The following is a 21873-nucleotide window of genomic DNA, read 5'->3' on the forward strand; positions in this document are numbered from 1 at the left end:
CCCAGCCGGTGTTCGCGGCCGGCCCACCGGCGTTCGTGCAACAGGTGACCGGGCACGGCGTGGGCGTGACGCGGGCCGTCACCACTCCGAACCCGACGACGGCGGGCAATCGGCTGGTCGTCGAGGTCGGCGTGTGGAACTCGGGATCGGCCACGGTCAGCGCGGTGACCGACAACGCGGGTGACACCTTCGTCAAGATCCTCAGCTTCGCGGCGTCCGATCACACCGAGATGAGCGTCTGGACCGCCGTCGTCGCGACCGGTGGGACCAAGCCGACCATCACCGCACGGGCCACGTCCTCGGCTGACCTGGGGATCGCGGCGCTGGAGTACTCCGGCCTGTCCACGGCCTCGGTGGTCGACCAGGAAAGGCACGCTGCGGGTACCACCGGCTCCACCGCCGCGACCGTCAGCTCGGGCGCCACCGCCCCGACGACCGCCGGCGGTGAACTGGCACTCGGTCTCTACGCGGACTCCGGCTTCGGCGCCACCCTGACCCCCGGTAGCGGCTTCACCCAGCGCGCCAACCTTTCCCCGACCGGCGACATGGAGCTGCTCGTCGAGGACCAGATCGTGGCCGCGGGTGCGACGCCCAATGCGGGCGCCGGCACGGCGGCGCGCACGACCTGGCTGATGGCCACCGTCGTGCTGCGGGCCGGGTCGCCGTCGGCCCCGACCGCGCCGCAGGCCCCCACCGGGGTGGCCGCCACGGCCGGCGACGGCAGCGCCACCGTGACCTGGACCGCACCCGGCGACGGCGGCAGCCAGCTCACCAGCTACGCCATCACGCCGTACGCGGGCGGTGTCGCGCAGGCCCCGACCACCGTGGCCGGCTCGCCGCCGTCGACGACCGCGACCGTGAACGGGCTGACCAACGGCACGGAATACACCTTCACGGTGACCGCCACCAACGGGGTCGGGACCGGCCCGGCCTCGACCGCATCGGCCCCGGTCACGCCGGGCCCTCAGGCCGGTGGATCGTGGTCGGGCCTGCAGACCTGGCCCATCGTGGCGTTGAGCAACACCCTGCTCTACAACGGCAGCGTGGTGGCGTGGGACGGCTGGCAGCAGCCGCAGCCCACCGTCGTGTGGAACCCGGCGTCGCCGCAGGCGTTCAACACGTTCAACGCCCCGACCAGCGTCTTCTGCGACGGCGCCGCGAGCCTGCCGGACGGGCGGCTGCTGGTCGTCGGTGGCTACGGCGGGCTGACCACCGGGCAGCTCGGAATTGTCGACACCAACATCTTCGACCCGGCGACCAACACCTGGAGCCGCGTCGCGGACATGCACAAGCCACGGTGGTACCCGACCGTCACCGAACTGGCCGACGGTCGCTACGTCGCCGTCAGCGGCAACGACACCGACGCCTCGCACTGGGCGGACACGCCCGAGGTGTACGACCCGGCCACCAACACCTGGACCCTGCTGTCCGGGGTGTCCACCCCCCAGGTCCACGAGACCGAGTACCCGTTCTCGTACCTGCTGCCCAGCGGCAAGGTCTTCACCATCGGCCCCAACGAGGACAACTCCTTCCTGCTCGACGTGAACAACCAGACCTGGACCTCGGTCGGCGGCGCGAGCGGTGTCCACAACGGGTCCTCCGTGATGTACCGGCCGGGCAAGGTGCTCTACAGCGGCGGCGGCGTCGACGTCAACCGTCCCGGATCGGCCTTCAAGACGACAGCGGTCATCGACCTCAACGCGGCCACCCCGACCTGGCAGCAGACAGCGCCGATGAACAACGCCCGGGTGTACCACACACTCACCATGCTCCCGGACGGCAAGGTTCTCGCCGTCGGCGGCAACACCAACACCGACCAGGGCATCGTCACCACCGGGGTGCTGCCGGCCGAGATCTGGGACCCCACCACCCAGACCTGGACGGCGGCGGCCCCGATGGCCGCGGCCCGCAACTATCACTCGACCGCGCTGCTGATGCCCGACGCGCGGGTGCTGGTGGCGGGCGGTGGCCACCCGTTCGGCAGCAGCGGCACCGCCCAGTACTCGGCGCAGTACTACTCGCCCGCCTACCTCTCCAACGGTCCCCGGCCCACCATCACGTCGACCTCCGGAGGCGGCTCGTACGGCGGCACGATCTCGGTGTCCACCCCGGACGCGGCGTCCATCACCGCCGTCAACCTGGTGTCGCTCGGCGCGGATACCCACCAGATGGACATGAACCAGCACTTCGTGCCGCTCAGCTTCACCAAGGACGGCAGCGGACTTACCGTGCAGGCGCCCGCCGGGCCGGAACTGGCGCCCCCGGGCTACTACATGCTGTTCATCCTCAACGGCAACGGAGTGCCATCGGTCGCTTCGATGGTGCAGATCGGCGCCAAACCCGCCGCACCCGCCGCGCCGACCGCCGTGACGGCGACACCCGCGGACCGGAGCGCGAACGTGTCGTGGAAGGCGCCGCCGGGCAGCGGCAGCCCGATCACCAGCTACACGGTCACCCCGTACGTCGGCACGACCGCACAGCCGCCGACCACGGTCACGGGGAATCCACCGGCGACCAGCGCCACGATCCCCAACCTCACCAACGGGACCGCCTACACGTTCAAGGTCACCGCCACCAACGCGATCGGTACCTCGCCGCCGTCAGCAGCCTCGGCCGCGGTCACCCCCGGCATCGCGCCGCCACCGACCTTCGTCCAACACACCGGTACCCAGTCCGCGGGCACCGACAGCCTGTCGGCGACCCTGCCGGCGGTCCTCGGCTCCGGCAACCGCCTGATCGTCGAGGTCGGCACCTGGAGCGGGGCCGGCGCCGCCACCACCGGCGTCACCGACGCGGCCGGCGACCAGTTCGTCGAGGTGGCGCGCTGGAAGGCGTCCGACAACACCGAGCTGAGCGTGTGGACCGCGCCGGTCACCGCCGGCGCCGGTCAGTCCCCGGCGGTCACCGCGCAGGTGTCCGGGCCGGCCGACATCGGCGTCGACGTGCTGGAGTACGCGGGCCTGTCCGCCGTCGCGGACGCCAGCGTGGTCGACCAGCAGGCCACGGCGTCGGGCACCACCAGCGCCGCCGCCACGGTCCGGTCCGGAGCGACGCCACCCACGACGGGGGGCAACGAGTTGGCCGTCGGCTTCTATGCCGACTCCGGCTTCGGCAAGAGCCTCACCGGGGGCGCCGGCTGGACCGTGCGCGGCAACGTCTCACCCAACGGCAACATGGACCTGCTCACCGAGGACCAGGTGGTGGCCGCGGGCGCGACCCCGAACGCGGCGGTGGGTGCCGGCTCCAACACCACCTGGCTGCTCGGCACACTGGTGTTCAAGGCCGCCTCGACCGCACCGCCGACCGTCCCGTCGGCACCGACCGGCGTCGCCGCCGCTGCCGCCGACGGCGCCGCGAGGGTGACCTGGACCGCGCCCGGCAACGGCGGCAGCGCGATCAACTCCTACACCGTCACGCCGTACGTGGGCGCGACGGCCCAGGCCCCGACCACGGTCAGCGGGTCACCACCGGCGACCACCGCCACGATCGGCGGGCTGACCAACGGCACCGCGTACACCTTCACCGTGAGCGCCACCAACACCATTGGCGACGGGCCGCAGTCCGCGCCCTCGGCGCCCGTCACCCCGGGCGTCAGCCCGCCGACACCGACGTTCGTGCAGCAGGTGTCGGCGAACGGTGCCGGGCGGACGAGCCTCGCGGTGACCACACCGCAGACCACCACCGGCAACAACCGGCTCATCGTGCAGGTGGGCGTGTGGAGCGCGGGATCGGCCACCGTGAACACCGTCACCGACAACGCCGGCGACACGTTCACCAAAGTCACCTCCTTCACCGCCTCCGACCACACCCAGATGAGCGTGTGGACCGCCGTGGTGAGCAACGGTGGGACGAAGCCGACGATCACCGCGTCGGTGTCCGGCGCCGCCGACGTGGGCGTCGCCGTCCTGGAGTACGCCGGGCTGTCGACCGCTGCGGGCGCTGCCGCCGTGGATCAGCAGGCCACGGCGACGGGTACCACGAGCGGAGCGCAGGCCGTGCAGTCGGCCGCGACCAACCCGGTCACTGCCGACGGTGAACTCGCGCTCGGCTTCTACGCCGACTCCGGGTTCGGCACGCTGCTCGTGCCCGACCCCGCATATACCGCCCGCACGAACCTGTCACCCAACGGCAACATGGACCTACTGGTGGAGGACCTTCCGCTGAATGCCGGCGCTCGCCCGGCGGCGAGTGCCACCACCGGCGCGTCCACCGTGTGGCTGATGGCCACGGTGGTGTTCCACCATGCGTAGTCGGAGACAGCTGCGATACTTCGCCGTCATCGAAGCGTGCCTCGCCGTCGCGGCGGTCGTCGTCGGCCTGGCGCTCGGGCCGCCTCAGGGCTCATCCGCCGCACCTGTCCAGGCCAGCGTCACCCGCTGCGACCTGAGCACCCCGGGCGCGGCGCAGGTCACCTACACGGTGAGCAATGCCGACCGCGTCACCCACGGCTACCGGGTAGAACTGTCCGTCGCGACCGACACCGCGCCGCTGGGGTGGGGAATCAGCCTGGTCAACCGAGTCGAACCGGGAGCCACCGCGACCGCCCACGCGATGCTGCCGGTGATCGGCAGCCAGGCCGAGGCGCGGTGCACGGCCCGCGCCAGGACGAACGACGGGAGGTCCGGCCACCACGGGTAGTACCGTCGGCCGCACCGCTGTTACCTCCTGCGTTGGTTCGGAGAGTCGTGGCGGCCGGGAGCGAGTGGTCAGCCCGCCGACGGGTGGTGCGCGTCGACCGCCTGCCCCATGCGGGTGACGGCGTCGGTGAGGATCGCGGGTGAGGTGGCGAAGTTGAGCCGGACGAAGCCCGCCCCGCCGGTGCCGAAGACGTGCCCCGAGCTGAGGGCGACCCGCGCGCGGTCGAGGAACATCCGCGCGGGCCCGGCGACGTCGCTGGCCACGCCGGGCTCGCCGGCCGGCTGCTCGGTGGGGACGCCCAGCGCCGTGCAGTCCAGCCAGGCGAGGTAGGTGCCCTCGGGGCGGTGGTAGGTCACGGACGGGAGGTGCTTGGCCAGCAGCGTCTCCAGGAGCGTCCGGTTGGCGTCGAGGCCGTCGAGGAGCAGGTCGAGCCACCGCCCGCCGGCGCGGAACGCGGCGGTGTGCGCGAGGACGCCCAGGTGGCTGGGTCCGTGGCTGACCTCTTCGGGCATGCGGTTGAGGTCGGCGGCGGCCTGCGGCCCGGCGACCGCCAGCGCCGCCTTGAGTCCGGCGAGGTTCCACGCCTTCGAGGCGGAGGTCAGGGCGAACGCGTTCTCGGCGCCGGCCACCGTGAGGTACGGGGTGAAGCGCGCCCCGGGCAGCACCAGCGGGGCGTGGATCTCGTCGGAGATTACCCGTAGGCCGTGCCGGTCGGCCAGTGCGGCGACGGCCTCGAGTTCGTCGCGGCGGTGCACGACACCGGTCGGGTTGTGCGGGTTGCACAGCAGGAACGCCGGCCGGTGGCCGCAGGCCCGGGCCCGCCGGAAGGCCTCGTCGAGCGCTGCGGGGTCCATCCGCAGGTCAGGCCCGAGCGGGGCCTCGATCACCTGCCGTCCGGCGTGGCTGACGAAGGCGTAGAAGGGTGGGTAGACGGGGGAGCAGAGCACGACCGCGTCGCCGGGGTCGGTCACCAGCCGCAGTACCTCGACGATGCCCATCATCACGTCGGGTACGACGGTGGTGTGGTCGACGCGGAAGTCGGGCCAGCCCCAGCGCCCGGCGGCGAAGTCGCCGAGCGCCTCGGCGTACGCCGTCCCGTACGCGTAACCGGTGTCACCGAGGTCGATCGCGCGGCGGAGCGCGTCGGCCACCGGAGGTGCGAGGGGCACGTCCTGTTCCGCGACCCAGAGGGGGAGCACGTCGGGCGGGTGCATGCGCCACTTCACGCTGGTGCGCTGCCGGAGTTCGTTCAGCGTGAGCAGGGTGAGCGGGTTCTGGGCCGCGGAGCCGTCGGCGGAGGGGGCAGGGCTGGCCATGCCGCCCACCCTAGGCCGTAGGTCGAGTGGTCGTCGTCCTCGGCGCCGGAGTTTGCTCCTGACCGGGCCGTTGGCCGCCGTGTGCAACGATCGTCGGGCGTGCAGTCGACCGGCCCGCCGGCCGCCCCGCCGGCGTGCCGGTGGTCGGCCGGCGTGCGCGACGACAACCACCTCGTACCCCTAGGAGAGCACGATGTCCCTCTCTCCGGCTCGGGTCTTCGCCGCGCTCAACGCGGTGCGACCGCCCGAGCGCTCGGCTCCGGTCATGGGCAGGGCCGTCGTGGTCGGCGGCAGTGTCGCCGGTCTGCTGGCCGCCCGGGTGCTGTCTGACCACGCGGAGAGTGTCGTCATCATCGACCGGGACGAGGCGCAGGCGCCCGGCGAGCGGCCCGGCGTGCCGCAGGGCACGCAACTGCACGCGCTGCTGCCCGGCGGCTTTCTCCAGCTCGAGCAGCTGTTCCCGGGATTCCGTGAGCAGGCCCTGGCCCAAGGCGCGATCGAGGCGCCACCGGCGGCCCGGCGGAACTACCTTGATGGTCGCCTGAAGGTGGTCGTGCCCGACGACGCCGACAGCCTGGCGGGTAGCCGACCCCTGCTGGAAGCCCTGATCCGCCAGCAGGTGCTCCGACTGCCCAACGTCAAGACCGTCACCGCCCGCGCCACCGGTCTCGTGTTCGACGGCGCCGTGACCACCGGGGTCCGCTACGACGTCGGCGGTGCGCCCGGCGTCGAGAGCGCTGACTTCGTGGTGGACGCCATGGGGCGGTCGAGCAGGCTGTCCGACTGGCTGGAGCAGGCCGGCTGGGACCGCCCGGCCATGCGACGGATGACCGTCAACCTCAACTACGCGACCGCGCTGTTCCGCCGCCGCGAGACGAACCCGGAGTTCACGGTCGTCCTGGCGCTGCACACGCCGAGGCTGTCGTCGGACGTGGCCGGTGCCGCCTTCTTCGCGGTCGAGGACGGCCGGTGGATGGCCATGATGGCCGGCTACGGGGAGAACCGGCCGGGGCGTACCGCGGCGGACTTCGTGCGCCGGCTGCGGGACCAGTTCCCACCGGAGTTCGGCGCGGTCGCCGGGAACGAGATGCTCGGCGACGTCCGGACCTACCACCACGCCGACAGCCGGCGGCGGGACTTCCACGCGCTGAAGCGGTTCCCGGCCGGTCTGGTCAGCGTCGGTGACGCCGTCGCGTCGTTCAACCCCGTCTACGGGCAGGGCATGACGGCGGCGGCCCTGCACGCGGCCTGCCTGTCGGCGTACCTGCGGTCGGGCCCGGACCTGGGCGCCACCGCGCGTCGGTTCTTCGCCCTGCAGAAGGTGGTGGTCGACGCCGCCTGGTCGACGTCGACCTCCGCCGACCTGGCGCTGCCGCACGTCGAGGGGCCGTATCCGCGCGGGTACCGGTTCTCCAGCTGGGTCAGCGGTCAGATCGTCACGGCGACCGTCACGGACGTGGCCGTCGCCCGGCGGTTCAACGAGGTCGTGTCCATGCGGGAACACCCGAGGTCGCTGGCCGCGCCGGGCGTGATCCTGGGCGCCCTGCTCGCCAACCGCCGGAGTCGCCGGCCGGCCACCGCGCGCTGACGCGCCCAACGCGCACCGTGCCGCTTGGTCAGGCGCCGAACTGCCAGGTCAGGCCGTGTCGGCTGAGCCGGCTGATCAGCAGGACGGCCAGGATCGCAAGGTCGAGTACGCCGAGGAAGGCGCCGAGCCGACCGCCGAGGCGACCGAAGCGGCCACCGCGCGGGTCCCGGGCGGCACGCAGGCCCAGCACGATGGCGAGTGGACCGAAGAGGATGTTGAACACGAACATCCCGGCGCCGCCGAGCATCAGTGCGGCCGCGGCCCGTCCGTCCAACCGGGCCGCGGCGGGGGAGTCCGGCGCAGTGGCGGCGGGACCGACAGCCGTGCCGCAGTCGGCCGCGTCGGGTCGTTCCTGGGGCAACGCGGCCCGCCGGTCCTGCGGGAAGCCGGCCGAGCGGGGCGGCGTGGGGACGGACATGGTTGCTCCCTTCGGGGTTGAGGGGTCAGCCTTCGCGGGCGCGGCGGCGGGCCAGCAACCCGGTGCCGCGGGTCAGGAACAGGACCACCCCGGCTACCAGCGCGGCGGCGGCGATGCAGAGGAAGGGCTGGTCGGCGAAGGCGGCGGTGCCGAGGATCAGGACCGCGAGCCAGAGCGTGACGATCAGTCCGAGCATGCTGTCCTCCGTGCGGGAAGGGCCGGACGGCTTCGGTGAACATGTGTTCACCCAGCCCTCAGGGTACGACAGACGGGCGTCGGTGCACAGGTGTTTACTGGTGACATGGTCCATACCGGAGTCGGCAGCGCCGCCCCCAGCCGCGCCCAGCGCAAGGAACGCACCCGCCAGGCGCTGCTGGACGCCGCGGTGCGCCTCCTGGCCGACCAGGGCCTGAGCAGCCTCAGCCTGCGCGAGGTGAGCCGCGCGGCCGGCATCGTGCCGGCCGCCTTCTACCGTCACTTCGCCGACATGGGCCAGCTCGGAGTGGCACTGGCCGAGCAGTCGCTCGGCGGGATGCGCACCGCCGAGCGGATGGTCCGGGTCGGACTGACCGGCGGTGACGAGCTGATCGAGCAGTCCATGGCGGTGCTCGTCGACGAAGTCCGCCGCCACCCGGAGCGCTACCGCTTCCTCGCCCGGGAGCGGTTCGGCGGGGTGGCCGTGGTCCGCCGTGCCATCGAGGACCAGCTCCAGCGCGGGGCCGACGAACTCGCCGCCGACCTGATGCGCGCCGATCTCCACGCCACCGCCGGCTACCTACGCGACTGGCCGGAGGCGGACGTCCGGATGGCGACCACCCTCATCGCGGACCACATGTGGCAGACCGCCGCCGCGCTGCTCGACGTCGTCGAGCACCCGGTCGCGCTGGCGGCCCTGCGCGAGCGGGCAACCCAGCAGCTTCGGCTCATCGTCGTCGGCTGCCGGAACTGGCCCGGCTGACGATCACCTGCCGGCGGCTGATCGCCCGGCTACGGCGTGGTGAGCCCGAGGCTGATCGTCTTGGTGAGGGTGGCGTTGTCGTCGTCTCCGTCCAGCGACCACACCATGGCCCCGGCCAGGCCGGCGCGCCGGATGTACAGCGTCTTCTGCAGCACGACCGCCGGATCGTCGTACGTCCAGAAGGTCGTGCCGTCGAACAGCCAGGCGTGCCCGGCGCGGAGGTCGCGGTGGACGGTGAAGCCGTTGCCAGCCAGGGTCTTGAGCTTGCGGTAGTCCTCGGACCCGGCTTCGAAGGTGGCCGGGGCCGGCCCGGCCGCGGGCTGGAACAGGCCGTCGCCGCCCCCGGTGACGCCGGTCCAGCCGCGTCCGTAGTAGGGGATGCCCAGCACCAGCTTGTCGCGGGGCGCGCCGCGGGCGATCCAGCCGTCGATCGCCACCTCGGCGGAGAAGTCCGGGTTGTCCGGTGCCCCGGCCGGTACCCGCAGCGCCGACTGCTGGTTGGTCACCGCCTCCCAGGTGCCGTGGAAGTCGTACCCCTGCACCGTGGCGAAGTCCAGGTACCGGAAGATCTTGCGCCCCTCGTATCCGGCGTCCATGGTCGCCGGGGCGGCCGGCAGGAAGGTGGTCAGCGCGAACCGCCGGTGGGTCTCGCGGCCGTACGCGTCGAGCTGCCGGCGGAACTCGGCGAGCAGCTTGGTGAAGTTCTCCCGGTCCTCCGGGCGGATCACGTTGCCGGGCTCGCCCGGCCAGTTCGGCCACTCCCAGTCCAGGTCGATGCCGTCGAAGACGCCGGCGGCGGCGCCCGGGCCCCCGCTGCCGCCGTCGAGGATCGGGAGGTTCCCCTTGAGGTAGAGGTCGATGCAGGAGGAGACGAAGGCCCTGCGGGAGGCGTCGGTGCGGGCGGCGTTCGAGAAGTACGTGGACCAGCTCCAGCCGCCCAGCGAGATCAGCACCCGCAGATCGGGGTGCTTGGCCTTGAGCTTGGCCAGTTGGCCGAAATTGCCGTTGAGCGGCTCGCCCCACGCGTCGGCGACCCCGTCGACGCTCTCCTCGGCCGGGACCGGACGCTGGTAGTCGGCCCAGGCGTCACCCTCGCCCGGCCCACCGTCCACATAGCAGCGCCCGTCCTCGCTCACGTTGCCGAAGGCGTAGTTGACGTGGGTGAGGCGACCCGCCGCCCCGGAGGTGTCGAGTTTCTTGACCGGGAAGGCCCGGCCGTAGATGCCCCACTGGGTGAAGTAGCCGACCCGGTGGTAGCCGCCGCGGCCGGTCGGGCTGCCCGCGGCGTTCGCGACGGTCGGCGGGGCGACGGTGACCAGCATCGCCGTCAGGGCGACAAGGGCGGTGCGGCGGCGGGGACGGAAGGGTCGCATCGGCACTCCCACGGACGGGCGGGATTAGTAAAGAGACCTTTCTGATCGATGACGCTAGGCCGCGCAGGTTCCGCGGGTCAAGAGCGGATCGGGAGCGTATGCCGATCGTGGCCGAGCAGCGGCGCGCCGCCGCTCCGTCTGCGGGGATATTTTGTTAGGTAGCTTGCCTTACCAAATGAAGGTCGCTAATTTGACTGCTAGCGACGAAGGTCGATGCGCGGTGAGCGTCCGGCTTCCTGCGGCATCGCCAGGCTCCGGAGGCAGTCATGACCATCGGCGGCGTACGTCTGCTCACCACCACCGCGATCCTCGCCCTCGCCGGCGCCTGGGCCGCGCCCACCGCTCCCGTCGCCGCCCAGGCGGCCCCCGTCTCGTTCACGTCCGTCGTTCCGGCGCCGGTCGTCACCGCGCCGGCGAGCGGCGTCACCTACCAGATCACCGCGACGACGACGATCTACACGGAGCCCGGCTCGTCCGCGGCCGCGGCGATCGCCGGGCAGTTCGCCGCCGTACTTCGTCGCTCAACCGGCTATGCCCTGCCGGTCGTCGACGCGCCCGGCACCACCCCGGCGGACGGCATCGCCCTGTTGTTGTCCGGGGCGCCGACGGCCGTCGGCGACGAGGGCTACCAGCTGGACGTCACCGCCGCCTCGATCGCGGTGCGCGCCGCCCAACCGGCGGGACTGTTCGCCGGCGTCCAGACCGTGCGTCAACTGCTGCCACCCGCCGTGGAGAGCGCGACGGTCCAGCCCGGGCCCTGGGAGGTCGCGGCCGGTCGCATCGTCGACTATCCGCGGTTCACGCATCGGGGCGCGATGCTCGACGTCGCACGGCACTTCCTGCCGGTCCCGGTCGTCGAGCGGTACATCGACGAGATCGCGCTCTACAAGGTCAACCGCCTGCACCTGCACCTCTCCGACGACCAGGGCTGGCGGATCGCCATCAACAGCTGGCCCAACCTCGCCGTGTACGGCGGGAGCACCCAGGTGGGCGGCGGCACCGGCGGGTACTACACCCAGGACGAATACCGGCAGATCGTCGCCTACGCCGCGGCCCGGTACGTCATGATCATCCCGGAGATCGACATGCCGGGCCACACCAACGCGGCACTCGCCTCGTACGCGGACCTCAACTGCGACGGCGTGGCCCCGAAGCTCTACACCGGCACCAAGGTCGGGTTCAGCTCGCTCTGCGTCAGCAAGGAGATCACCTACACCTTCCTCGACCAGGTCCTGGGCGAGATCGCCGGGCTGACCCCCGGGCCCTATCTGCACATCGGCGGCGACGAGGCCAGCTCCACCACCGCCACCGACTACAACACCTTCATGAACCGCGTTCAGCAGATCGTCGCGGCCCGGGGGAAGACCGTGGTGGGCTGGCACGACGTCGTCAATGCCCCGGTCCTGCCGTCGACCGTCGCGCAGTACTGGGGAACCACCACCACCAACGCCGCGGTGGCCACCGCCGCCCAGCACGGCACCAAGATCGTCATGTCTCCGGCCAACCGCGCCTACCTGGACATGAAGTACAACTCCCGCACGAGACTGGGCCAGCGCTGGGCCGGCTTCATCGACGTGCAGGACGCGTACGGCTGGGACCCGGGCAACTACCTCTCGGGCGTCGGCGAGACGTCGGTGCTCGGGGTCGAGGCGCCGCTGTGGACGGAGACGATCCAGTCGCTGGCCGACGTCGAGTACATGGCTTTCCCGCGTCTGCCGGCGATCGCCGAGCTGGGGTGGTCACCGGCGAGCACCCATGACTGGACGTCGTTCAACCAGCGGCTCGGTGCTCAGGGCCCGCGCTGGCGGGTCATGGGGATCAACTACTACCACTCCGCCCAGGTGGCCTGGCCCACCGGTTCCTGACCGCCGCGCAGCACGCGGCCCACCGCCTTGATCACATCGAGGAGGCCAACCATGTCATCGCGCCTCATCATCGACCGAACGCAGCGTCGGCACCTGTTGACCCGTCGACTGATCACGATGCTGTTCGCGACCCTGACGCTCGTGGCGAGCGTCGGACTCGTACACGTGCCGCGCGCGAGCGCCGCCACCGTCGGCTCGACCGAGCTGACGACGGGCTGGGCGTTGAGATCGGCCAACCAGGTTGCCGATCCGGGTGCGACCATCTCCCAGGTCGGCTACAACACCGCCGGCTGGAACCCGGTCTCGCTCCCGTCGACCGTGCTGGCCGGCCTGGTCGCGAACAACGTCTACCAGAACATCTACGTCGGCACGAACCTGCAGTCCGTGCCCGACCTGACCGGCCAGAACTGGTGGTTCCGGGGCCAGTTCACCGCCTCGGCCACCACCGCCGACCAGGCGTACTGGCTGCGCTTCAAGGGGATCAGCTACCGCGCCCAGATCTGGCTCAACGGCGTCCAGCTCGACGCCAACGCGGTCGGCACCATGGTGGTGCACGAGTACAACGTGACGAACCTGATCCGGCCCGGTGCGCTCAACGCGCTGGCGATCCTCGTCACCCCGCCCGCCCACGACTGCAAGGACCTCTCCTTCTGCACCGTGGACTGGAACCCGGAGGCTCCGGACATGAACGCCGGCCTCTGGGGCAGGACCCTGCTGGACACGACGGGGCCGGTCGCCCTTCGCGACCCGTACGTGAAGACCGTGCTGCCGCTGCCGGCAACCAACGCGGCCGACCTCACCGTCTACGTCGACGCCGTCAACGCCACGAGCGCCCCGGTCACCGCGACGGTCAGCGCCACCATCACCAAGGCCGGCTATCCCACCGTCTCCGTCAGCCAGCCGGTCACCCTGGCCGCCAACGAGCGCCGCGAAGTCACCTTCGACCCAGCCGGCTACCCGCAGCTGCACGTCAGCAGCCCGGCCCTGTGGTGGCCCTACCAGTACGGCAGCCCGGAGCTCTACCAGCTCGCCACCTCGGCGACCGTGGCCGGCGCCACCTCGGACACCAAGTCGATCAACTTCGGCGTCCGCCAGTTCACCGACTACCGGACCACGGTCAACGGCACGTCGTTCGTCGGCTACCAGGTCAACGGGCAGAACATCTTCTTCCGCGGCGGCGGCTACATGTGGGATCTGCTCCAGCGTTGGGACACGAAGACCAACGCCACCCACGTCCAGTACGTCAAGGACATGGGCCTCAACACCATCCGGCTGGAAGGGACCCTGGGCAACGAGGAGCTCTACGACCTGGCAGACAAGGCCGGCGTCATGATCATGCCCGGCTTCGTCTGCTGCAGCGCGTGGGAGAACGACAACACCTGGACCGCCGAACAGGAGCAGGTCGCCAACGCCTCGCTGGAGAGCCAGCTCCGCGCGCTGCGCGCCCACGCCAGCCCGTTCATGTGGAACTACGGCAGCGACCAGCCGCCGACCGCCGCTCACCTGGCCACGTACAAGAACACCGCGGCAAAGCTGCACTGGCAGAACCCGACCGTCGACAACGTGGCGACCTGGTCGAACGCCAACGCCGGGATGAAGATGGACGGCCCGTACAAGTGGGAACCGCCGCTGCTGTGGTGGGACAGCCCGGCCCAGTCGGGTAGCGCCTTCGGCACCACCGGCGAGGAGGGCACGGAGGCCCCGCCGCCGCTGGAGAGCCTGCAGAAGTTCATCCCCGCCGCAAACCTGTGGCCGATCGGGGCCACGTGGAACTACCACGCGGGCAAGCCGCGCAGCGTGTTCGACAACATCCAGGTCTACACCGACGGCGTGAACAAGCGCTACGGCGCCACCACCAGCGCCGAGGACTACTCCCGCAAGTCGGAGTTGCAGAACTACGAGAACACCCGCTCGTTCTTCGAGGCCTGGAACTCCCACGAGTACACCCAGTCGTTCGGGGTCATCTTCTGGATGCTCAACAACGCCTGGCCTTCGGTGCACTGGAACCTGTATGACTACTACCTCAAGCCCGGCGGCGGCTACTTCGGCAGCAAGAAGGCCAACGAGCCGCTGCACATCGCCTACGACTACAAGACCCGGAACGTGTACGCCGTCAACTCGACCCTGACCGGGCGGAGCGGGTTGACCGCCACGGCGACCGTGTACAACATCCCGAACCTGGGCCAGGCGTACACGACGACCGTGCCGGTCACCGCGGCCGCCAACGCCGCCACGCAGGTCCTCACCCTCCCGGCACTGACCGGCCTGTCTGCGACCTACTTCATCCGGCTGCAGCTCAAGGACTCGGCCGGCGCCGTGCTCAGCAACAACCTCTACTGGTACTCCAGCCAGCCCGACGCGCTGGGCAACAAGAAGAACTGGTACATGACGGCGGTCAAGACGTACGCCAACCTGACCGGGCTCAACAGCCTGCCGGCCAATCCCAACGTCGCGGCCAGCGTGACCCGGACCGTCGCGGGCGGGCAGGAGACCGCCACCGTCCGGCTGACCAACAACAGCCCGACGAACATCGCCTTCTTCCTGCGCCCGGAGATCACGGCCGGCAACGGGGGCAACGAGGTACTGCCGGTCACCTACACCGACAACTACGTCTCCCTGTGGCCGGGGGAGTCGACCACCATCACGGCCACCTACCAGACCAGCGACCTCGGGGGGCAGGCGCCGTACCTGCGCACCCGCGGCTACAACATCCCGACCACATCGATCCCGGTGCCGTAGCGCCGAGGGCCGGCGGGGGCGGCGCCAGCCGCCCCCGCTCCCGTCCTGCCTACAGCTTCGTGTCGGCCGGCATGTGGCGCAGCTCGATCGGCCGGCCGGCGTGCTGGGCCAGGGCGTGCGCGGCGAGCTGCACCGGGAGAATGTCGAGCACACAACCACCGAGCCCGCCGAGTCGCGGCAGCCGCACCACCAGCAGAGCACCCGACGCCGGCACGTCGGCGTCGGAGTCGGTCACCAGGACGACGTCCGCCCCGTACCGAGCGAGGTCGAGGGCGAGCGGGACCTCGCGGGCCGCGCCGAAGAGCACGACCGACCGCCCGGGGCCCGCCGTTTCCAGCGGACCGTGCAGGTATTCACGCGTGGTGAAGCTCGCGGTCGGCAGGTGCGCGGCCTCCCGCAGGAGCAGGGCGGCGGCGCCGGCCGTCGCCAGCCTTGTCCCGGCCGCCACCACGTCGACGCAGGCGGCGCCGGCGAGCGCGACCACCAGCGGCTCGGCATCGCGGCGGAGCACCTGCGTCGCCAGGTCCGGCAGCAGTCTCCAGTCGGTACGGGGCTGACCGCTCATCCGCTCGGCGAGCAGGCCGAGCGCCTGGAGCGTCGCGGTGTAGCTGAGCGTGGTCACCGCGGTGTCCTCGGCGCAGCCGAGGGCGAGGACGGTGTCGGCTGCCGCGCCCAACGGACCGTCCGGATGGTTGGTCAGGGCGAGCCGGGCGGCCGGCGCGGCGGCCAGCGCCTCGACGGTCTCGCGGCTGCGACCGGACTGGCTGATGCCGAGGAACGCGGCGGCCAGTCCGTGCGGCACGCCGTCGTGCAGGTCGGCGGCGCTCACCGCGGTCGCGGGCAGGCCGTCCGCGCGGAGGGCGGCGGCGAAGCCGGCCGCGGCGTGGGCGCTGGCCCCCATGCCGAACGCCACCAGGCTGCCCCATCGGGCCACCGCGGCGGCCTGGGCGCCCACCGGGCCGGCCAGCGCCGTCCGGACCGCCTCGGCCGATCGGCGCAGGTTGTCCGGCTGCGCGAGCACCCCGTCCAGGTAGGGCAGGGTCATCCCTTGACCGCCCCGGTGGCGAGGCCGCTGATCAGGTAACGCTGGAACAGCACGGCCAGCACCACCGGCGGGAGGGCGGCCAGCACACCGCCGGCGGCGATGAGCCCGAAGTCCACGGCGTTTCGACCGGTGAACTCGGCGATCGCCACGGGAACCGTCTTGGCCTGCGCGGTGGACGTGAAGATCAGCGCGTAGAGGAACTCGTCCCAGCACAGCAGGAACGCGTACAGGCCGGTGGCCAGGATGCCCGGCTTGGACAACGGCAGCATGACCCGCACGAGGGCGCCCAGCCGGCCGCACCCGTCGACCCGGGCCGCCTCCTCCAGTTCCACCGGCAGCGAGGCGAAGAACGTGCTCATGTTCCACAGCGTGAACGGCGTGGCGAGCGAGCAGTAGACGATGATCAGCCCGGTGCGGGTGTCGAGCAATCCGAAGCGCGACATGAGCAGGTACAGCGGGATGATCAGGGTGATCGGCGGCAGCATGTAGGTGACCAGGAACGACAACAGCGTCACCCGCCGCAGCGGAAATCTCAGCCGCGCCAGGGCGTAGCCGCCGAGCACCCCGACGGCGAGCGAAATGACCACGGTCCCGGCGGCTACCAGGAAGCTGTTGACCATCGCGGCGCGGAACGCCGCGCCGGCGCTCGCGCCGCCGCCGGCGAAGATCTCGCGATAACGGTCGAGCGTCACATGTTCGGGCAGCCAGCGTATCGGCCGGGCGACCAGGTCGGTCTGGCCCACCAACGACGAATAGAGCAGCCACCCGAACGGCGCGAGGATCACCACGCAGGTGGCGAGGGCGGCCAGGTGGATGAAGATCCGGTACCGCAGACTGGCTCTCATGGCGACCTCAGCTCGCTCTGCCGCAGCAGCCGAAGGTAGATCAGCGCCAGCAGGAGGACGGCCACGACGGTCAGGTAGGCCAGCGACGCTCCCGTGCTGAACCGCTGGGCGGAGAACGCCTGCAGGTAGGTGAAGAAGGTGATGGTCTGCGTGCCACTGGCGGGACCGCCACCGGTCATCACGTAGACGATGTCGAAGACCTTGAACGCCTCGATGGTGCGCAACACCAGCACCAGCGCGATGTTGGGCACCAGCAGGGGCAACGTGATGCGGAAGAACGAGCGGACGGGTCCCGCCCCGTCCACCCGCGCTGCCTCGTAGAGCCCCGGCGGGATCGTCTGCAGCCCGGCGAGCAGGAAGAACGCCACGAGCGAGGTGTTCTTCCAGACGTCGGCCACGATCACCATGTTCAGCGCGAGGAACGGGTCGTTGCCCAGCCACGACCGGTAGCCGTCCTGCAGGTGCAGTTCGGTCAGCAGTGCGTTGGCCATCCCGTACTGGGCGTTGAGGATCCAGCGCCACATGGCGCCGTTGACGATGGTCGGCAGCGCCCACGGCAGGATCACGATCGCCCGGAACAGCCAGCGCAGGCGGAGCGGCGCGGCGAGCAGTTGCGCGAGGCCCAGGCCGAGGACGAGCTCGAGCATCGTGGAGATCACCGTGAAGTAGGCGGTGTGTCCCACCGCCGCCCACAGGCGGGGGTCGGCGAGGACCTCGGTGTAGTTGCGTAGGCCGACGAACGGGTACCGGCCGGGGAACGGGCTGTCGACGTCGTAGAACGAGATGACGAGCGCGCGCCCGGCCGGGTACAGCACCACGCCGAAGACGACGAGCGCCGCGGGCAACAGCAGGACCAACGCCAGTCGCAGCTGCCCGCCGCCCGCGCGGCGGGCGAGCGGCCACCGGCGCGACGGTCGGGCGTCGCGGCCGGTCGGTGGCGCCGGCGCCGCACGCGCGGGGGGCGCCGCCGTCACGACAGCAAGGTACGCGCCTGCTCGGCGGCGTCGTCAAGGGCCTTCTTCGGCGGTTTCCGGTTCAGCAGCGCGTTCTGCAGCTCGGCCTGCAGGATCTGGCTGATCTCGTTGTAGCGGGGCACCTGCGGGCGGGCGATGAGGTCGGCAAGTTGCTTCTTGGCCACCGGCACCACCTTCGGCAGGGCGGACGCCACCGCCGGGTCGTCGTACGACTTCGTCCAGCACGGCAGCGAGCTCTTGGCGTACTTGTTCTGCACTTCGGCGCTGGTGATGTAGCTGATGTAGGTCCACGCGGCCTTCCGGTTCTTGCTGCCCGCGCTGACCGACAGGGCCATCGAGCCGTTGACACCGGGGGCGCTCGCGGACCCGGACGGTGTCGGCGCCACGCCGACCTTGCCAGCGATCTTCGACTGCCCCGGGTCGTTGGCGGCGTTGAACATGTAGGTCCAGTTGAGCGCCATGGCCGCCTGGCCGTCGGAGAAGATCTTGCGGACGTCCTCCTCCAGCGACTCCACCGAGTTGGGGTTGGTGAGCTTGGAGTCCAGGGTCCGCTTCATGAACTCCAGCGCCTGCAGGCCACCACCGGTGTTGAAGGCGATCGACTTTCCGTCGTCGGACAGGAACTTGCCGCCGAAGGCGCCGACCAGCTGGGTGTAGTCGCACACCAGCGCCTCGGCCTGCTTCCAGCTCCAGATCAGCGGATGCTCGGCCACCTTCCTGGCCCTGAGGGTCTCCGCGGCGGTGAGCACGCCGTCCCAGGTGGACAGGCTGGCCGGGTCGACGCCCGCCCTGGTCAGCATGTCGGTGTTGTAGAAGAGGTACTTCGTGTCGAGGATCCACGGCACGCCGTAGTAGCGGTCCCGATAGGCGGCCGTGGCGAGCGCGCCGCCGAGCATGTCGTTCTTCCAGTTCGCCGGGAACTGGTCGGTCACATCGGTCACGATGCGCTTGCTGCCGAACTCCGCCGGCCAGATCACGTCGATGAGCACCACATCGAAGGTGCTGGCCGGGGCGGCCGCCACGATCTTGTCGTGCAACGCCTCGTAGGCGACGAAGGACGGCTCGACGGTGATCTTCGGATACTTCTGCTGGAACTCGGCGGTCATCGCGCGGATGTCGTCTTCGGAATAGCCGGCCTGCTTCATGAACAGGGCGGTGATGTGGCCCTCGCCGGTGCCGGCCGCGCCGCTGTTCGCGCCGGTGTCGTTGCCTCCGCCGACGTCGCAGGCCGCGAGGAAGAGGCCCGCGCCGGCGACCGCTGACAACTGGAGAAGTCTTCGCCTGGACAGCTCACTCATGTGCTCGGACATGATCGCCCTCCTGGGCATTAGGTAGGCTGCTTAACAAAAACTTGTACTCGGTTCGCGATCACCGGTCAAGACCGGCGCGCAGCGTTCCGGACCCGCAGGCGAAGGAGTGAATCCGCCTTGGTCTCCGTCGATCCGTCCGGTCGGGCGGTGCTGGCCGCGCTGCTCGACAGCGTGCCCATGACCCGACCGGAGCTCGCCCGCCACACCAGCCTGTCGCGACCGACCATCTCCGAGGTCGTCCGCCGGCTCATCGACAGCGGTCTGATCGTCGACGCCGGCGTACGCCGTGGCCGGCCCGGCCGGATTCCCACCTACTACCGACTGTCCCCGGCAGCCGGCTACGTCGTGGCGGTCGACGTCGGCGGCGACAACCTTCGAGTCGCGGCGGCCGACATGAGCGGAGCCCTCTGCTATGAGCAGCGACAGGCCACGAGGGCCACCGGCGCGAGCCGGGTCGCCGCGCAGGTCGGCCGGATGATCACCGCTGCGACGAGGGCGGTGGGTGAGCAGTTCGGTCCGCTCCGTCGGGTCGGCGTGTCGGCCCCGGGGGTCGTGCACGCCGACGGCCGCACCATGTCGGTTGCCCGCAACCTCGGGGAGGAAGGGCTGTTCGACCTGCTCACGCCCCTCGAGTCCCGGATCGACGCACCCATCGTGCTGGAGAACAACGTCAACCTCGCGGCGCTCGGCGAGAGTTGGCGGGGACACGCCCGCGACGTCGCGACCTTCGCGTTTCTGGCCGTCGGCGCCGGCATCGGGATGGGGCTGGTGCACCACGGCGAACTCGTCCGCGGGGCGCACGGTGCGGCCGGCGAGGTGGCCTATCTGCCGCTGCCCGGATCCGTGCCGTCGGAGCAGCGGCGCGGGCGGGGCAGGGAGCAACTGGCCGACGAGGCCGGAGCGTACGGCGTCCTCGCGGCGCTCGACGCCCATCCGTCCTGGCCGGGCCGGCGGCCGATGTCGGTGGAGGAACTGTTCGCCCAGGCTGCCACCGGGGTTCCGGCGGCACGAGACCTGGTGGAGGCGGAGGCCCGGCAACTCGGCCTGACCATCGCCAGCGCGTGTGCCGTCTTCGACCCGGAACTCGTGGTCCTGGGCGGGGGAGTGGGGCGAAATCCCCTGTTGCTGCCGACGGTCCGCGAGACGGTCAACGCGTATGTGCCGTTTCCGCCGCGGATCGAGACCAGCGCCCTCGGTGAGGCGGCGTCGCTCACGGGGGCACTGTTCGTTGCGCTGGAGGCCGCCCGGGCCGAACTCCTGGGAACGGTCGGCGGCCCCGACGGCGGCTGATCCGAGGCGTGCGACGGCGACCTCCGGCCGCCGAAGGAGTGGGTCCCTCCGTCAACCGTCGATCCGGGTGATGTTGCGCATCTTGTTGGACGCGTCCAGCGCGGCCACCTTGTATGCCTCGGCCAGCGTGGGGTAGTTGAACACCGCGTCGATCAGGTAGTCGACCGTGCCGCCGCAGCCCATCACCGCCTGTCCGACGTGGACGATCTCGGTGGCGGCGGTCCCGAAGACGTGTACGCCGAGCAGCCGGCCGTCGTCCGGCGACACGAGCAGCTTCAGCATCCCGTAGGAGTCACCGACGATCTGGCCGCGGGCCAGCTCGCGGTAGCGCGCGATGCCCACCTCGAACGGCGTCGAGCTGTCGGTCAGCTCCTCCTCGGTCTTCCCGACGAAGCTGATCTCCGGGATCGTGTAGATGCCGATCGGTTGCAACTCGTGCATCGCGCGCACGGGCTCGCCGCAGGCGTGCTGCGCGGCCAGCCGGCCCTGCTCCATCGAGGTCGACGCCAGTGCCGGGAAGCCGATCACGTCACCGACCGCGTAGATGTTGTCCACCGCGGTGCGGTAGTTCGCGTCGACCTGGATCCGGCCGCGCTTGTCCGCCGCCAGCCCGGCCGCGTCCAGCGCCAGGTCGTCGGTCTGGCCCTGGCGGCCGGCCGAGTACATGACCGTGTCCGCGACGATCTTCTTGCCGCTCTTCAGGACGCAGAGCGCCGCGGTCTGGTGCTTCTCCACGGCGGCCACCTCCTCACCGAAGCGGAACGTGACGGACAGGTCCCGCAGGTGATACTTGAGCGACTCGACGACCTCCTCGTCGCAGAACTCCAGCATCCGGTCCCGGCGTTCCACCACGGTCACCTTGGTGCCGAGCGCGGCGAACATGGAGGCGTACTCCATCCCGATCACGCCGGCACCGACCACGACCATGCTGCGGGGCACCGCCTGGAGGTTGATGACCCCGTCGGAGTCCACGATCGTCCGGTCGTCGAAGTCGACGCTGTCCGGGCGGGCCGGGCGCGTGCCGGCGGCGATGATGACCTTGTCGAAGGTGACCTTGGATTCGCGCCCGGAGCCGCCGTCGACCCAGACCGCGTGGGCGTCCGCGAACCGTCCGGTGCCGGTGATCATCGCGACCCGGTTGCGGGCCAGTTGATTGCGGATGACGTCTGTCTGCCGGCTGATCACGTGCTGGGTCCGGGCGGCCAGGTCGCTGACGGTGATCTCGTCCTTCACCCGGTAGCTGCTGCCGTACAGGTCCCGCTGGCTCAGGCCGGTCAGGTAGAGCACGGCCTCGCGCAGCGTCTTGGACGGCACCGTACCGGTGTTGATGCAGACGCCACCGATCATGTCGCGTCGGTCCACGATGCCGACCCGCTTGCCGAGCTTGGCCGCGGCGATCGCGGCCTTCTGACCGCTGGGACCGGAGCCCAGCACCAGCACGTCGTAGTCATACACAACCATTAGCGTGGCAAGATGTCGCCGCCGGCGCCAGGTGCGCCGGCTGTCCTGATCGG

At 70.9% G+C, this 21873-nt stretch carries 16 protein-coding genes; 7 read left to right on the top strand and 9 right to left on the bottom strand.

What is annotated here, in order from left to right; translation table 11 throughout:
• Positions 1-164: 164 nt before the first annotated feature.
• Together Q2K19_RS26510 and Q2K19_RS26515 are read left to right on the top strand one after the other, a co-directional pair.
• Positions 165-4250, top strand: coding sequence for a fibronectin type III domain-containing protein (locus Q2K19_RS26510; protein WP_302764749.1), 4086 nt, complete (start codon positions 165-167; stop codon positions 4248-4250).
• The gene (locus Q2K19_RS26515) at positions 4243-4638 is read left to right on the top strand and encodes a hypothetical protein (RefSeq protein ID WP_302764750.1); all 396 of its coding nucleotides are present in this window, start codon (positions 4243-4245) and stop codon (positions 4636-4638) included. Before Q2K19_RS26510 ends, Q2K19_RS26515 begins: the two co-directional genes overlap by 8 nt.
• Positions 4639-4706: 68 nt before the next feature.
• Here the strand turns inward: Q2K19_RS26515 and Q2K19_RS26520 are convergent, their stop codons facing one another.
• Positions 4707-5954 (bottom strand): MalY/PatB family protein, encoded by a 1248-nt coding sequence (locus Q2K19_RS26520; protein WP_302764752.1) that lies wholly within the window; start codon positions 5952-5954, stop codon positions 4707-4709.
• A 193-nt stretch (positions 5955-6147) separates the two neighbouring features.
• Between Q2K19_RS26520 and Q2K19_RS26525 the strand changes: the two genes are divergently transcribed.
• Complete coding sequence (locus tag Q2K19_RS26525) at positions 6148-7542, top strand: FAD-dependent oxidoreductase (protein ID WP_302764755.1); 1395 nt, start codon at positions 6148-6150, stop codon at positions 7540-7542.
• A gap of 28 nt (positions 7543-7570) precedes the next feature.
• Here the strand turns inward: Q2K19_RS26525 and Q2K19_RS26530 are convergent, their stop codons facing one another.
• Together Q2K19_RS26530 and Q2K19_RS26535 are read right to left on the bottom strand one after the other, a co-directional pair.
• Positions 7571-7960: a hypothetical protein gene (locus tag Q2K19_RS26530; protein ID WP_302764758.1), complete on the bottom strand. Its 390-nt coding sequence runs from the start codon at positions 7958-7960 to the stop codon at positions 7571-7573.
• A gap of 25 nt (positions 7961-7985) precedes the next feature.
• Positions 7986-8156 carry a hypothetical protein gene (locus Q2K19_RS26535; protein WP_302764761.1) on the bottom strand — a complete coding sequence of 57 codons (171 nt, stop codon included), beginning with the start codon at positions 8154-8156 and terminating at the stop codon, positions 7986-7988.
• 105 nt (positions 8157-8261) lie between these two features.
• Here Q2K19_RS26535 and Q2K19_RS26540 point away from each other — a divergent pair, with 105 nt between their 5' ends.
• Positions 8262-8918 carry a TetR family transcriptional regulator gene (locus Q2K19_RS26540; protein ID WP_302764764.1) on the top strand — a complete coding sequence of 219 codons (657 nt, stop codon included), beginning with the start codon at positions 8262-8264 and terminating at the stop codon, positions 8916-8918.
• 29 nt (positions 8919-8947) lie between these two features.
• On the opposite strand, the gene Q2K19_RS26545 is transcribed toward Q2K19_RS26540, so the two are convergent.
• The gene (locus Q2K19_RS26545; protein WP_302764766.1) at positions 8948-10291 is read right to left on the bottom strand and encodes a glycoside hydrolase family 18 protein; all 1344 of its coding nucleotides are present in this window, start codon (positions 10289-10291) and stop codon (positions 8948-8950) included.
• Between the two features lie 266 nt (positions 10292-10557).
• Here Q2K19_RS26545 and Q2K19_RS26550 point away from each other — a divergent pair, with 266 nt between their 5' ends.
• Positions 10558-12156, top strand: a complete 1599-nt coding sequence (locus tag Q2K19_RS26550) for a family 20 glycosylhydrolase (RefSeq protein ID WP_302764768.1) — start codon at positions 10558-10560, stop codon at positions 12154-12156.
• A gap of 51 nt (positions 12157-12207) precedes the next feature.
• Positions 12208-14895, top strand: a complete 2688-nt coding sequence (locus tag Q2K19_RS26555) for a glycoside hydrolase family 2 protein (RefSeq protein WP_302764770.1) — start codon at positions 12208-12210, stop codon at positions 14893-14895.
• A gap of 49 nt (positions 14896-14944) precedes the next feature.
• On the opposite strand, the gene Q2K19_RS26560 is transcribed toward Q2K19_RS26555, so the two are convergent.
• Genes Q2K19_RS26560 through Q2K19_RS26575 form a run of 4 tightly spaced genes read right to left on the bottom strand, consistent with a single transcriptional unit; the run spans position 14945 to position 19069 of the window.
• Positions 14945-15940 carry an SIS domain-containing protein gene (locus Q2K19_RS26560; RefSeq protein ID WP_302764771.1) on the bottom strand — a complete coding sequence of 332 codons (996 nt, stop codon included), beginning with the start codon at positions 15938-15940 and terminating at the stop codon, positions 14945-14947.
• Positions 15937-16785 carry a carbohydrate ABC transporter permease gene (locus Q2K19_RS26565; protein WP_302764776.1) on the bottom strand — a complete coding sequence of 283 codons (849 nt, stop codon included), beginning with the start codon at positions 16783-16785 and terminating at the stop codon, positions 15937-15939. The genes Q2K19_RS26560 and Q2K19_RS26565 overlap by 4 nt, the downstream gene beginning before the upstream one ends.
• On the bottom strand, positions 16782-17759 hold the full coding sequence (locus Q2K19_RS26570; protein WP_302764781.1) for a carbohydrate ABC transporter permease: 978 nt from the start codon (positions 17757-17759) through the stop codon (positions 16782-16784). The genes Q2K19_RS26565 and Q2K19_RS26570 overlap by 4 nt, the downstream gene beginning before the upstream one ends.
• Complete coding sequence (locus tag Q2K19_RS26575; RefSeq protein ID WP_302764782.1) at positions 17756-19069, bottom strand: extracellular solute-binding protein; 1314 nt, start codon at positions 19067-19069, stop codon at positions 17756-17758. The genes Q2K19_RS26570 and Q2K19_RS26575 overlap by 4 nt, the downstream gene beginning before the upstream one ends.
• Positions 19070-19186: 117 nt before the next feature.
• Here Q2K19_RS26575 and Q2K19_RS26580 point away from each other — a divergent pair, with 117 nt between their 5' ends.
• Positions 19187-20359 carry an ROK family transcriptional regulator gene (locus tag Q2K19_RS26580; RefSeq protein WP_302764784.1) on the top strand — a complete coding sequence of 391 codons (1173 nt, stop codon included), beginning with the start codon at positions 19187-19189 and terminating at the stop codon, positions 20357-20359.
• 51 nt (positions 20360-20410) lie between these two features.
• Here the strand turns inward: Q2K19_RS26580 and sthA are convergent, their stop codons facing one another.
• Positions 20411-21814, bottom strand: a complete 1404-nt coding sequence (sthA, locus tag Q2K19_RS26585) for a Si-specific NAD(P)(+) transhydrogenase (RefSeq protein ID WP_302764785.1) — start codon at positions 21812-21814, stop codon at positions 20411-20413.
• Between the last annotated feature and the right edge of the window lie 59 nt (positions 21815-21873).

The sequence above is a fragment of the Micromonospora sp. NBRC 110009 genome, assembly GCF_030518795.1.
Lineage (GTDB): Bacteria > Actinomycetota > Actinomycetes > Mycobacteriales > Micromonosporaceae > Micromonospora.

Excerpts from the sequence above, each read along its gene's own strand:
- Q2K19_RS26550 (WP_302764768.1), top strand. The coding sequence starts at position 10,558 with ATGACCATCGGCGGCGTACGTCTGCTCACCACCACCGCGATCCTCGCC.
- Q2K19_RS26560 (WP_302764771.1), bottom strand. The coding sequence starts at position 15,940 with ATGACCCTGCCCTACCTGGACGGGGTGCTCGCGCAGCCGGACAACCTG.
- Q2K19_RS26525 (WP_302764755.1), top strand. The coding sequence starts at position 6,148 with ATGTCCCTCTCTCCGGCTCGGGTCTTCGCCGCGCTCAACGCGGTGCGA.
- Q2K19_RS26535 (WP_302764761.1), bottom strand. The coding sequence starts at position 8,156 with ATGCTCGGACTGATCGTCACGCTCTGGCTCGCGGTCCTGATCCTCGGC.
- Q2K19_RS26565 (WP_302764776.1), bottom strand. The coding sequence starts at position 16,785 with ATGAGAGCCAGTCTGCGGTACCGGATCTTCATCCACCTGGCCGCCCTC.
- Q2K19_RS26575 (WP_302764782.1), bottom strand. The coding sequence starts at position 19,069 with ATGTCCGAGCACATGAGTGAGCTGTCCAGGCGAAGACTTCTCCAGTTG.
- Q2K19_RS26520 (WP_302764752.1), bottom strand. The coding sequence starts at position 5,954 with ATGGCCAGCCCTGCCCCCTCCGCCGACGGCTCCGCGGCCCAGAACCCG.
- Q2K19_RS26545 (WP_302764766.1), bottom strand. The coding sequence starts at position 10,291 with ATGCGACCCTTCCGTCCCCGCCGCCGCACCGCCCTTGTCGCCCTGACG.
- Q2K19_RS26540 (WP_302764764.1), top strand. The coding sequence starts at position 8,262 with ATGGTCCATACCGGAGTCGGCAGCGCCGCCCCCAGCCGCGCCCAGCGC.
- Q2K19_RS26530 (WP_302764758.1), bottom strand. The coding sequence starts at position 7,960 with ATGTCCGTCCCCACGCCGCCCCGCTCGGCCGGCTTCCCGCAGGACCGG.
- Q2K19_RS26555 (WP_302764770.1), top strand. The coding sequence starts at position 12,208 with ATGTCATCGCGCCTCATCATCGACCGAACGCAGCGTCGGCACCTGTTG.
- Q2K19_RS26515 (WP_302764750.1), top strand. The coding sequence starts at position 4,243 with ATGCGTAGTCGGAGACAGCTGCGATACTTCGCCGTCATCGAAGCGTGC.